Consider the following 11,704-nt stretch of genomic DNA (forward strand, 5'->3'; position numbering starts at 1 on the left):
AAGAAAGGCCCCCCGTGTCCGCTGTTTCTCTCCTCCGCCGCGCCTCCGCCCCGAAGAAGGCCCTCGCCGGTGTCACGCTGGCCGCTGCCGCCGCCGGCACGCTGTTCGCCGCCGCGCCCTCGCAGGCCGCGACGAACGGGTCCTCCTCGGCGCAGGCGATAGCGAAGAAGATGATCGGCGACTCGACCGAGTACCAGTGCTTCTCCAAGATCGTCGACCACGAGAGCGACTGGAACGTCAACGCCACGAACTCCTCGTCCGGCGCCTACGGCCTGGTCCAGGCCCTGCCGGGCAACAAGATGGCCTCCGCCGGCTCCGACTGGAAGACCAACCCGGCCACCCAGATCAAGTGGGGCATGGACTACATGAAGGACCGCTACGGCAGCGCGTGCGGCGCCTGGGGCTTCTGGCAGTCCAACGGCTGGTACTGAGCAGCCCGGCCGACATGAACCGAAGGCGGCGACCCCCGATCCCCGGGGTCGCCGCCTTCGTCATGTCCGCCCACGGCCTGACCCCGTCGCGGGGGAGGCAGGAACGGGGCGTAGGGACAAGGGGTGCTCCTGCCTCCCTCGGGACGGGTCAGCCGCTGCTGACCCGGAGTTCCTTCACTCCGTTGATCCACGCGGAGCGAAGGCGGCGGGGGTCCCCGACCAGGCGCAGGTCGGGCATCGCGTCGGCCACGGCGTTGAAGATCAGGTCGATCTCCAGCACCGCCAGGGACTTGCCCAGGCAGTAGTGCGGGCCCCCGCCGCCGAAGCCGAGGTGGGGGTTGGGGTCGCGGGTGATGTCGAAGGCGTCCGGATTCTCGAAGACCTCGGGGTCGTGGTTCGCCGAGGCATAGAAGATTCCTACCCGGTCACCCTTCCTTATGCGCTTCCCGCCCAGATCCGTGTCCTGGGTCGCCGTGCGCTGGAAGGACACCACCGGCGTCGCCCAGCGGACGATCTCCTCCGCGGCCGTCCCGGGGCGCTCCCTCTTGTACAGCTCCCACTGTTCGGGGTGGGTGAGGAAGGCGTGCATGCCGTGGGTGATGGCGTTGCGGGTGGTCTCGTTGCCCGCCACGGCCAGCATCAGCACGAAGAAGCCGAACTCGTCCGAGCCCAGGTTGCCTTCGTCCTCGGCCGCCACCAGCGTGGTGACGATGTCCTTCGCCGGGCACGCCTTGCGGTCGGCGGCCATGTTCATCGCGTAGGCGATCAGCTCGGTGGCCGACTCCGCGCCCACCTCCTCGGTGATGGCGTACTCGGGGTCGTCGTACGAGATCATCTTGTTGGACCAGTCGAAGATCTTGGCCCGGTCGTCCTGCGGGACGCCGATCAGCTCGGCGATCGCCTGCAGAGGCAGTTCGCAGGCGACCTCGGTGACGAAGTCGAAGGGTCCGGCGTGCTCACGGGCGTTCGCGGCGATGTCGAGCGCCCGTGTGCGCAGGCGTTCCTCCAGGGCGCGGATGGCACGCGGGGTGAACACGCGCTGGACGATCTGGCGGACCCGGGTGTGCTCGGGCGGGTCCATGTTCAACAGGATCAGGCGTTGCGCGTCGATGGCGTCGCGCTCGATGTGCTCGTTGAAACGGATGATCGCGGTGTTGAGGGTCGACGAGAACAACTCCGGGTGCGTCGACACGTACTTGACGTCCGCGTGCCGGGTCACAGCCCAGTAGCCCTCGTCCTGGAATCCGGCCACGTTGGCCGCCTGCGGGATCCAGCGGACCGGTTCCGCCTGGCGCAGCTCGGCGAACTCCGGGAGGGGTACGCGGTGGTGCAGCACATCGGGGTCGGTGAAGTCGAACCCGTCGGGAAGCGCTGGACAGGACATCGGCGGCTCCAGCCATCTGACGGTCCATCAGAACAGGGTTCCCGCGAAGGTAGTAACGGGTTCTACAAGTGGCAAGAGGCGCGACACCCCCAATCCGGTGCGGAATTCGTGCAGATCTCCGCAGATCAAGACTCCGGAGCGTGCACGACCCTTGCGGTGACCGACATCACGTCAGCAGACTGCAAGGGGAACTAGAACACGTACTAGTTCTTGGCGGAAAGCCGAGGAGAGCCGAGAGGACCCCGCACCCATGGCTGCCGAACCCGTGATCGTCGAAGCAGTGCGCACCCCCATCGGCAAGCGCGGCGGCGCGCTCGCCAACCTCCACCCCGCCTATCTCCTGGGCGAGACCTACCGCGAACTCCTGGGCCGTACGGGCATCCCCGCCGACTGCGTCGAGCAGATCGTCGGCGGCACGGTGACCCACGCCGGCGAACAGTCCATGAACCCCGCGCGCACGGCCTGGCTGACCATGGGCCTGCCCTACGAGACGGCGGCGACGACCGTCGACTGCCAGTGCGGCTCCTCCCAGCAGGCCTCGCACATGACGGCCAACATGATCGCCACGGGCGTCATCGACGTCGGCATCAGCTGCGGCGTCGAGGCCATGTCCCGGGTGCCGCTGGGGTCCGGTTCCAAGCACGGGCCCGGCAAGCCGTTCCCCGACGAGTGGAACGTCGACCTGCCCAACCAGTTCGAGGCCGCCGAGCGCATCGCCCGCCACCGGGGGCTGACCCGCGAGAACGTCGACTCCCTCGGGCTCGTCTCGCAGGAGCGGGCCGCCGCCGCCTGGGCGGAGGAGCGGTTCAAGCGGGAGACGTTCGCCGTCCAGGTGCCGACGACCGAGGAGGAGCAGCGCGCCGGGCAGGGCATGTGGCGCCTGGTCGACAGGGACGAGGGTCTGCGCGACACGTCCATGGAGGCGCTGGCGGGCCTCAAGTCCGTGATGCCGACGGCCGTTCACACGGCGGGCAACTCCTCACAGATCAGCGACGGCGCGTCGGCGATCATGTGGGCGTCTAAGCGGATGGCCCGCGCGCTGAAGCTGCGGCCGAGGGCCCGCATCGTGGCGCAGGCCCTCGTGGGTGCCGACCCGCACTTCCACCTCGACGGACCGATCGACGCGACCAAGGCCGTGCTGGGCAAGGCCGGGATGTCCCTGAAGGACATCGACCTGGTCGAGATCAACGAGGCCTTCGCGTCCGTGGTGTTGAGCTGGGCGCAGGTCTTCGAGCAGGACCTGGAGAAGGTCAACGTCAACGGCGGCGCGATCGCCCTCGGGCACCCGGTGGGAGCCACCGGGGCCCGGCTGATCACGACCGCACTTCACGAACTGGAGCGCGCGGACAAGGAGTTCGCGCTGATCACGATGTGCGCGGGCGGCGGACTGGCCACCGGCACGATCATTCAGCGGCTGTAGTCCAGTCCAGGAACGCGGTGAACGCGGTGGGGTCGAGGGTGAGGATCGGCCCCGCCGGGTTCTTGGAGTCGCGAACGGCGACGGACGCGGTCGATTCGGCGATCTCGACGCAATTGCCGCCCTGGTCACCGCTGTAGCTGGACTTACGCCACTGGATCGCCGTCGGCATCTCGGTGCTCCCCATAACGTTCCTCCATCACGCGCCGAATCAGATCCGCCGAGTCCTTGATGGACAGGGCGGCGGCTTGCAGATGATCGTAACGGAGCGAGCAGTCCTTGACGGTGTCCGGGTTGGCGGTCGGATGCCCGCTGCCGTAGCCCTCCGTGTAGACGATGGTCGGATCGCTCTCAAAGCGGTAGACGTCGAACGAGCCTTGTAGTCCCGCATGCGCACCGGCCGAGAACGGCAGCACCTGGATGTTGATCCGGGGGTTACCCTCGAGGGACAGCAGATGGGCCAGTTGCTCCCGCATGGTTTCCCGACCGCCCATCTCCTGGCACAGCGCGGCCTCGCTGAGGATCGCCCAGAAGACCGGGGGCTCCTCCTTCTCGAAGATGCGCTGACGAGCGAGCCTCACGGCCGTGCGGTCGTCGAGGTCGACCTTGTCGAAGACCCCGAGCACAGCGCTCGCGTACGCCCTGGTCTGGAGCAGCCCGTGCACCATGTGCGTCTCGAACGAGCAGATCTCGATGGCCCGCGCCTGCAGCTCCGCCACCTGCTGAAACCAGGCCGGAAGTTGACTGCGCATCACCAGCTCGTGCAGGCGGGACAGCAGTCCGCCCGTGCCCAGTGCGATGTCCGCCCGCTCGCTGAACGGCAGCGTCGGCAACTTTCTCGCCGTTTCGATCTGGCCGACCAGGGAGCCGGTGCAGTAGACGATGTCCCCCAGCTTCTTCTGCGTCAGCCCGGCCTCCTCGCGGTACCGGCGCAGTTCGAAGCCGTAGTAGTCGAGTGGCGAGGCGCCCGGGTCGAGGGTGTTGATGTGGGTCACGCAGAGCTCCCTCTCACGCAACTGGGCCCACTCCGGGACCCGTTGTATCCGTTCCGTAGCCCAAAGTAGTCGTGCGAGGTCAGGCTCGTACCGTGAACGGATACATTCCCCCCACCCACCTGGCGCCCCTCCGCCACCAGTACCGCATGCGCCTGACCGCCGGTGACCACTCGGCCCGGCACATCCGCGCGATCGTGCGCTCGCTGCTCGGCGAGTGGGAGATGCGTGAACTGACCGACGCCGTGGAACTGGGCGTGACCGAGCTGGTCGCCAACGTCGTACGGCATGTTCCGGACCGGCGCTGCGAGGTACTGGTGCTGCGGCAGCGGGACAGTGTGCGGATCGAGGTGTCGGACGGGTGCCCCCGACTACCGGCCACCACGGCGGAGTTGGACCTGGACTCCGAGAACGGGCGGGGGCTCGTGCTGCTGGACGCCGTGGCCGACAAGTGGGGCGTGGACGCCGCCGGGCGACGGGGAGGGAAGACCGTGTGGTTCGAGTGCGGAACCACACGGTCGGGAGTCACCGGCTTGCCGTCAGGCCTTGGCGGGCTCCAGCTTGATGCTGAAGTGGCGGAGGATCGGTGACTGCTCGGTGATGCGGTAGCCGTGCACCGAGCTGGGGTCCTTGGCTATGTCGGCCAGGGTCTGGGCGACGTGGTCGTAGTGGCTGCGGGTGTAGACCCGGCGGGGCAGGGCCAGCCGTACGAGTTCGTAGGGCGCCGACTTGACCGGGTTGCCGTGCTCGTCCTCCTCGCCGAGGTAGAGGGATCCCAGCTCGGCGGAGCGGATGCCGCCGCGCAGGTAGAGCTGGCAGGCCAGCGAGTGGCCGGGGTACTGGTGGGGCGGGATGTGCGGCAGCAGCCGCCCGGCGTTGAGGTACAGGGCGTGCAGGCCGGCCGGCTCGACGATGTCGACGCCCGCGTCCCGGATGCGCTGGGCGAGGTGGGCGGCGATGTCGGCGCGCTCGGCCAGGTAGGAGGGCTCGGTGACCTCCACCAGGCCCTGGGCCATCATGTCCAGGTCGCGCCCGGCGAGACCGCCGTAGGTGGCGAACCCCTCGGTCGCGATGAGGAGGCGCTCGCACTTCTGGGCGAGCTCGGGGTCCTTCAGGCCGATGAAGCCGCCGATGTGGACGATGCCGTCCTTCTTGGCGCTCATGATGCAGCCGTCCGCGAGGCGGAAGGCCTCCTCGGCGACCTGACGCGGGGTGCGGTCCTGGTAGCCGGGCTCGTGACGGGTCACCAGCCAGGCGTTCTCGGCGAATCGTGCGGCGTCGAGGATCATGGGGACGCTGTGGCGTCGGCACAGGTCGGCGGTGCGGCGCAGGTTGTCCATGGAGACCGGCTGTCCGCCGCCGCCGTTGTTGGTGATGGTCATCACCACGGCGGCCACCGGGGACTCCTGCTGGTTCTGGAGGATCTGCTCCAGCGCGTTGAGGTCGATGTTGCCCTTGAAGCGGTGCGGGCTGTCCAGGTCCTTGGCCTCGGGGCAGGGAATGTCCCGGGCCTGGCAGCCGACGAGTTCCACATTGGCGCGGGTGGTGTCGAAGTGCGTGTTGGACACCACGGTGCTGCCCGGGGTGAGCAGCGAGGTGAACAGGATGCGTTCGGCCGCGCGTCCCTGGTGGGCGGGCAGGAGATGCGGATAGCCGGTGAGTTCGCTGACGGTCTCGTGCCAGCGGTAGAACGACCGGGAGCCTGCGTACGACTCGTCGCCGTTCATTCCGGCCGAGAGCTGGGCGGCGGAGATCGCGCCGGTGCCGGAGTCGCTCAGCAGGTCGATGGTGACCTCGTCGGCACGCAGGTCGAACAGGTTGTAGGAGACCCGTCGCAGGGCTTCCTCACGCTGCTGTGGGGTGGTGAGGGGGATGGGCTCGACGACCTTGATCCGGTAGGGCTCCACGGCTCCTTCTTTCTGATGTTGCTCGGGGCATTCCGATACTGCGCGGGCGGCCTTGTGACGCTGCGCGGGCTCTTCTACGACGCGCGGATCACTGCGCGGGGGGACGCACCGCATAGGCCTCCGAGGAGACGTACGCGGTGATGCGGGGGCTGCGGTCGCGCTCGTGCGCCAGTGCCAGGTACGCGATCAGGCCGACGCCGTCGGAGAGTTGCCGCGTACTGAGGGCGGCGAGGGCGCGGCGGAGCATCGAGGGGTCCATGCCGAAGTGGGTCAGCACGGCGGTGGCGCGGGCGAGCGCCTCCTCGTCGTCCCTGACGTAGTCACGGACCGGGACGTGCAGGGTGAACCCGCTGGGCCGGCCGGACGCGGTGTCGGTGAAGGAGTGGCAGGTCAGCGCGGGCCGCCGGTCCAGTCGTGGCTCCGGCCCGCCTCCCGCCCCGGTGGGCGGGCGCCCTTCGGCGGCGAGGTGGAAGAAGGCTTCCACGTCCTCGCGTGCCGGGCCGGGCTGCGCGCGGTTCAGTGCGTACGCCTCGGTTGCCGCGAGGCTCGGATGCGCGGTGTAGACCTTGACCCGGGGGGTGTCCCAGGTGCCGAGGTCCAGTGCGACGAAGGGATACCCGGTCGTGTCGGGCAGGTTCTCGAAAGCCTGCCGGTGACCGAGCCGGTGCAGTGCCTCCCGGACGGTGGCCGTGGCCCGTTCGGGTCCGGTGGCGGAGGGGTTGAGGTAGACCTTGACGCCGGGTACGCCGCCGGGACGTAATTCCAGCGCGTACCAGAGGGCCAGTTGGCCTTCTGGGTTCGAGGGCAGGAACAGGTCTTCGAGGCGGTCGAGCTGGGCGGTGGAGAAGTCCCAGCGACGGGCCATCTCCCGGATGGCGGCGAGCCCTTGGCGGCCGTTGTCCGCCAAGTCGCCGGCCGTGCAGCCGGGTTCGACCAGGACGCGCAGGCCGGGGGCCTTGCCCGGGCGGAAGGCCAGGGAGAACTCGACCGGTGTGTGATCGTCGGAAATGAAACTGGGTGTGGCCGGGGGCTCGGAGAGCGAGCGGCCGCACGCGTCCCCGAGGGACTCCAGGACGATGTGCGCGTACAGCGCCGACTCCGCTGCCGAGGAGCCCACGACCGAGCCCAGACGCAGCAGTTGGCCGACGACGTGATCGGCGAGAGTGGGGGTGTACTCGTAGGTGACCGGTGCGTCGGTGACCGGCGCCGTGCTTGCCGTACTCACCGGACCTCCCCGGCCGGCGCAAAAAGATACCCGCCGGTGAAGGCGGGTATCCGGCCGTAGGGCCATTCTGCTTGGACGCCTATGAGGCCTATGAGGAAGTCCTTCTCCTGAATGAACGTGTGGGACCGGGTGACGGGGCGCAGGGCACGAGTGGCAGCGGGGTTGAACTCCACAGCCCCTCCTTCATCATGTGACGACTCAGATACCCTGCGCAGTCATACCCCGGCGCTTTAACGTTCATGCAGTTGCCAGGGGCAGTTGCCTGTTACCTGTGTCACGATCCGGAACCAGGGGTTACGCCCTGACCCACTTCAGGAAGGAACTCCAGAGCCCTCCACGCTCCTTGTTGGCGTCCGTGTCGGCGGCCGATCCCTGTGCCGTCTGGGACGGCTGGGGCTGCACCGCGCGTCGCGGGGTGGTCGGGGTGAAGCGGGCCGGCAGCTGCGCCAGGGCGCGGTTGAACGGGCCGGGCCGCCAGGTCAGGCTCTCCTCCGGGACGGCGAGTTCGACGTCGGGCAGTTCGTTGAAGAGGTGCTCGATCGCCGCCAGGGTGATGAGGCGGGCCGGCTCCTTGGAGGGACAGGCGTGCGGGCCCGCGCTCCAGGCGAGATGGGCCCGGTTGCTGGACTGCCCCGAGGCGGAGCGCGCCGAGGCGGCGTTGGCGGCCTGGAAGCCGACCAGCACCAGATCGCCGGTGCTGAGCTTGCCGCCGGCGAACTCCATGTCCCTGGCCGGGTAGTGGGGCGCGTAGTTGGAGATGGGCGGGTTGTGCCACAGGGTGTCGTCGAGCGCCTCCTCCAGCAGACCGTTCTGTGCGAACCGGTCGTCGGTCAGCAGCAGGTGCACGGTGTTGGCGATGAGGTTGCGCAGCGGTTCCGCGCCGGCGCCGATCAGCAGCACCAGCTGATGGATCATCTCCGCGTCGTCCAGCTTGGCCGGGTGCTGCATCAGCCAGGAGGTGACGTCGTCACCGGGGCGCGCCCGCTTCAGCGCGACCAGTTCGGCGACCGCCTGGATGAGGACCTCGTTGGCACGCTCGGCGTTGATGCCGTCGAAGATGCCGGAGACGCCGAACATGACCCGGTCGCCGATCTCCGCCGGGCAGCCGAACAGTTCGTTGAAGACGAACAGCGGGAGCTGCTTGGCGTAGTCGTTGAGCAGGTCCGCGGAGCCGCGGGTGCTGAACTGGGCCAGGAGGTAGTGCGCGATCCGGTCGACGTTCACGCTCAGCCGGTGGCTGTCGACCCGGGCGAAGCTCTCGGTGACGGCCTGACGCAGCCGCAGGTGCTCGGCACCGTCGGTGAACATGCAGGTGGGCCGGGGGCCGAGCAGGGGAAGGACCGGGCTGTCCGGGCTGATGCGGCCCTCGTTGAGGTCGCGCCAGCGGCGGGGGTCCTTGCGGAAGTCCCCCGGGTTCTGGAGCAGGTCCAGCGCCGCCGCGTAGTCCGTGACGAGGGTGGCCGGCACGCCCGGGGCCAGCTCGACGGGGGCCGTCGGGCCGTGGTGGCGCATGTAGTCGTAGTAGGCCTGGGGGTCGGCGGCGAACTCCGCCGTGTACATGGGTATCCGTTGCCCGCTGCCGTGCGCCGGGCAGCCGGGCGGCGGTGCGGGGAAGTCTTCGCTGGTCATGCGTGCTCCAGAGCGGCGCGTTCCTGTAGGTAGCGAACGAGAGTGATCAGCGCCTGCGCCGATGAGTTCTCGTCACGTGCGTCCATTACGACGACGGGGGTGTCCGGCAGCAGGTCGAGCGCTTCCCGCAGGGCCGCTTCGGTGCGTTCGGGCGTGTGGTCGAAACGGTTGACGGCGATGGCGTAGGACAGGCCGTACTGCTCGATCAGGTCGATCACGGCGAAGGAGTCCGCCAGCCGTTCGGGGTCCACCAGGACCAGGGCGCCGAGGGCGCCGCGGGCCATGTCCTCCCAGATCTGGATGAACCGCTGCTGACCGGGCGTGCCGAACAGATAGAGCACCACCTGGTCGCTGATCGTCAGCCGCCCGAAGTCCATGGCGACCGTGGTGGTGGTCTTGCTCCGCACGCCCTTGAGGTCGTCGACCGCCTCCGCCACCCGCGTCATGTCCTCCTCGGTGGACAGCGGGGGGATCTCGGAGATGGTGCCGATGAAGGTGGTCTTGCCGACGGCGAAGTGCCCGACGACAAGGATCTTCACCGCCGTCTGAGCCTCGCCGCCCCGGACGTAGGCGTCCTCATCCAAAACGCGCCTGGAGTCCATCCAGCACCTCCTGGAGAAGTTGTTGGTCGACGAGACGCGCCCGCGGCACGGGCGCTCGGGTGATCAGGTATCCCCCCTCTGCCAGCGAGCTGAGCAGGATCTTGAGCACACCCAGGGGGAGTTGGGTGTGCCCGGCGAGCTCGGCGACCGAGAGGTAGCCGCCGGAGCACATGTCCAGGACGTGCTGCTCCTCGGGGGAGAGCCGGGTGGGACGCTGCCGCTCGTCGCTGACCGTCGTCACAAGGGTGATCAGGGAGAACTTGTCCTCGGCGGGCAGCTCGCGCCCGCGTGTGATGACGTACGGCCGTACTAACTCTGCGGCTTCTGACTCTTCGGGGGTGTTGTCAGTCATGAGCGGTGGCCGATGTCCTCACGGGGTGATGTGGCCAGTTCCTTGCCCAACTGGCCGACCAGTTGCTGCATTCGGAAGGTGATGTCCGCCATGTCGATGTCGGGGGCGGCCGAGACCGCGAGGTAGGCGCCCTCGCCTGCGGAGATCAGGAAGACCCAGCCGCCGTCGAACTCCACCAGCGTCTGGCGCCACTGCATGTGCTCGCCGTCGGCGAAGAAGCCCAGGGACCGGCTGAGCGACTGCACACCGCTCATCGCGGCCGCCACCGTGTCCGCCGAGTCCCGCCCGAGGTCCTTGGTGCGGGCCATCAGCAGACCGTCGGCCGAGACCAGGACCGCGTGCAGCGCCCCGGGAATCTCCAGGGCACTGTCCAGCATCCAAGACAGGTCGTTCTTCACGAGGTGGTCTCCGGTCCCTTGCGTCCGTCAGCGTGGCTCCCGCGCATCGCGTCCAGGGGCGCGGCGCGGCCGGTCTGGGTCCCCCGTTGAAAGGCGCTCATGATCGACGCCGTCTCCTCGGTGGAGCGACCCGGTGATCGCGCGGTGCCGGGACTGCTCGGGACGACGGCCATCGGACGCTGCTTGCGCCGGCGCTTGGGCAGCCCGTCGGAGGTCGTCGCCGGGGCGTCGCCGCCGACTTCGTCCGCCCGGGCCCCGGCGTCGACAGCCGCGTTCGGAATCTTGGGCTCCGGCATGCTGGTCAACAGCTCCTCCGGAACGAGTACGACCGCACGGACACCTCCGTAGGGAGAGGTGGAGTCGACGGAGACAGTGAAGCCGTAGCGCTCGCAGAGCGCGCCGATCACCGCGAACCCGAACTGCGGAGGGTTGCCCAGGTCGGACACGCTCGCCGCGCGTTCCCCGGACAGCAGCTCCGCCGCCCTGGCCTTCTCCTCCTCGTTCATGCCGACACCCGCGTCGTCGACCACGATGCAGATGCCCTTGGGCACGGACCGGACGTTGATCTCGACCACGGTCTCGGGCGCCGAGTAGCTGGTGGCGTTGTCGAGCAGCTCCGCGACCGCGAGCGCGATCGATTCGACCGCCCGGCTGGTGACGCCGTAGTCCACCTGCGACAGGATCTCGACCCGCTGGTAGTGGCGGATCCTTCCCTGCGCGCTGCGGATCACGTCGTAGACCGAGGCGGGATCACGCTGCCGGCCGAGCCAGCCCTGGCACAGAACGGCGATGGACTGCGCCCGCCGGCCGAACTGCGAGTTCATGTGGTCGATCTCCAGCAGATCCCGGAGAATCGGTGAATCTCCGTATTTGCTCTGCAACTTGGAGATGACCAGCTGCTGTTCGGCCGCAAGGCCCTGAAGTGTCCGCATCGCGGACTTCAGTACGGTTTTGGTCTCTTCGCCGGCCCGTTCCTCGGCCTGCCGGACGATCGCGTCGTATCCGCCCTCGAGATCGACGTACGAGGACTTGAGCTCGTCGTTCCGCTTGCGTAACTTTCGTATCGCCTTCTGCTGGCGAACAATGATCGTGGCCGCTGCAGGGGCGCCGACAACGAGCCCCCAGATCGCCGGATCCATCACGTATTGCGTCATAAGACTCTCTTCGAGCGACAGAAGCCCCGTTGCTGGAAACCCGCCCGGTCGGCCCGGGGGGCGGCAGTACACACGGGCTTGCCGACAGGGGCCCGCCCTTGCCGCCGAGACGTTTCGCCCCGGTGCCGGTGGCCTGCCTGGCAAGTGCAGGGAGCATATCACCGGAGTTGACTGACGCTTCGTCAGATACCTGGTCAATGCCGTCAGTTGGCG

Annotated in this window: 14 protein-coding genes; 3 read left to right on the forward strand and 11 right to left on the reverse strand. The window is 68.5% G+C overall.

Annotation, left to right across the window (positions count from 1 at the left end; all coding sequences use genetic code 11):
* Positions 1–14 precede the first annotated feature (14 nt).
* The gene (locus AC3ETA_RS37885) at positions 15–431 is read left to right on the forward strand and encodes an aggregation-promoting factor C-terminal-like domain-containing protein (protein ID WP_432197433.1); all 417 of its coding nucleotides are present in this window, start codon (positions 15–17) and stop codon (positions 429–431) included.
* 148 nt (positions 432–579) lie between these two features.
* Here AC3ETA_RS37885 and AC3ETA_RS37890 read toward each other — a convergent pair whose 3' ends face one another.
* Positions 580–1,815 (reverse strand): cytochrome P450, encoded by a 1,236-nt coding sequence (locus AC3ETA_RS37890; protein ID WP_432197434.1) that lies wholly within the window; start codon positions 1,813–1,815, stop codon positions 580–582.
* A 250-nt stretch (positions 1,816–2,065) separates the two neighbouring features.
* Here AC3ETA_RS37890 and AC3ETA_RS37895 point away from each other — a divergent pair, with 250 nt between their 5' ends.
* Positions 2,066–3,235, forward strand: coding sequence for a steroid 3-ketoacyl-CoA thiolase (locus tag AC3ETA_RS37895; RefSeq protein WP_432197435.1), 1,170 nt, complete (start codon positions 2,066–2,068; stop codon positions 3,233–3,235).
* On the opposite strand, the gene AC3ETA_RS37900 is transcribed toward AC3ETA_RS37895, so the two are convergent.
* Entirely contained in the window at positions 3,219–3,404 is a 186-nt protein-coding gene (locus AC3ETA_RS37900; RefSeq protein ID WP_432197436.1) for a DUF397 domain-containing protein, read from the reverse strand. The two genes, AC3ETA_RS37895 and AC3ETA_RS37900, sit on opposite strands and share 17 nt — an antisense overlap.
* The gene (locus AC3ETA_RS37905; RefSeq protein ID WP_432197437.1) at positions 3,379–4,227 is read right to left on the reverse strand and encodes a helix-turn-helix domain-containing protein; all 849 of its coding nucleotides are present in this window, start codon (positions 4,225–4,227) and stop codon (positions 3,379–3,381) included. The genes AC3ETA_RS37900 and AC3ETA_RS37905 overlap by 26 nt, the downstream gene beginning before the upstream one ends.
* Before the next feature lie 92 nt (positions 4,228–4,319).
* Between AC3ETA_RS37905 and AC3ETA_RS37910 the strand changes: the two genes are divergently transcribed.
* Positions 4,320–4,814, forward strand: a complete 495-nt coding sequence (locus AC3ETA_RS37910) for an ATP-binding protein (protein WP_432197438.1) — start codon at positions 4,320–4,322, stop codon at positions 4,812–4,814.
* Here AC3ETA_RS37910 and AC3ETA_RS37915 read toward each other — a convergent pair.
* The 8 genes from AC3ETA_RS37915 to AC3ETA_RS37950 all read right to left on the reverse strand — a co-directional run bounded on the left by AC3ETA_RS37915 (position 4,764) and on the right by AC3ETA_RS37950 (position 11,491).
* The gene (locus AC3ETA_RS37915; RefSeq protein ID WP_432197439.1) at positions 4,764–6,131 is read right to left on the reverse strand and encodes a tryptophanase; all 1,368 of its coding nucleotides are present in this window, start codon (positions 6,129–6,131) and stop codon (positions 4,764–4,766) included. The two genes, AC3ETA_RS37910 and AC3ETA_RS37915, sit on opposite strands and share 51 nt — an antisense overlap.
* A gap of 88 nt (positions 6,132–6,219) precedes the next feature.
* A complete protein-coding gene (locus AC3ETA_RS37920; protein ID WP_432197440.1) occupies positions 6,220–7,356 on the reverse strand; it encodes a tryptophan dimethylallyltransferase family protein in 1,137 nt (378 codons plus the stop codon).
* Positions 7,353–7,529 carry a hypothetical protein gene (locus tag AC3ETA_RS37925; RefSeq protein WP_432197441.1) on the reverse strand — a complete coding sequence of 59 codons (177 nt, stop codon included), beginning with the start codon at positions 7,527–7,529 and terminating at the stop codon, positions 7,353–7,355. Before AC3ETA_RS37925 ends, AC3ETA_RS37920 begins: the two co-directional genes overlap by 4 nt.
* Positions 7,530–7,650: 121 nt before the next feature.
* Entirely contained in the window at positions 7,651–8,985 is a 1,335-nt protein-coding gene (locus AC3ETA_RS37930; RefSeq protein WP_432197442.1) for a cytochrome P450, read from the reverse strand.
* On the reverse strand, positions 8,982–9,587 hold the full coding sequence (locus AC3ETA_RS37935) for a GTP-binding protein (protein ID WP_432197443.1): 606 nt from the start codon (positions 9,585–9,587) through the stop codon (positions 8,982–8,984). Before AC3ETA_RS37935 ends, AC3ETA_RS37930 begins: the two co-directional genes overlap by 4 nt.
* Positions 9,562–9,939 carry a DUF742 domain-containing protein gene (locus tag AC3ETA_RS37940; RefSeq protein WP_030949424.1) on the reverse strand — a complete coding sequence of 126 codons (378 nt, stop codon included), beginning with the start codon at positions 9,937–9,939 and terminating at the stop codon, positions 9,562–9,564. Before AC3ETA_RS37940 ends, AC3ETA_RS37935 begins: the two co-directional genes overlap by 26 nt.
* A complete protein-coding gene (locus AC3ETA_RS37945) occupies positions 9,936–10,337 on the reverse strand; it encodes a roadblock/LC7 domain-containing protein (protein ID WP_432197444.1) in 402 nt (133 codons plus the stop codon). The genes AC3ETA_RS37940 and AC3ETA_RS37945 overlap by 4 nt, the downstream gene beginning before the upstream one ends.
* Positions 10,334–11,491: an ATP-binding protein gene (locus tag AC3ETA_RS37950; protein WP_432197445.1), complete on the reverse strand. Its 1,158-nt coding sequence runs from the start codon at positions 11,489–11,491 to the stop codon at positions 10,334–10,336. The genes AC3ETA_RS37945 and AC3ETA_RS37950 overlap by 4 nt, the downstream gene beginning before the upstream one ends.
* Positions 11,492–11,704 lie beyond the last annotated feature (213 nt).

It is taken from the genome of Streptomyces sp. bgisy027, assembly GCF_057710365.1.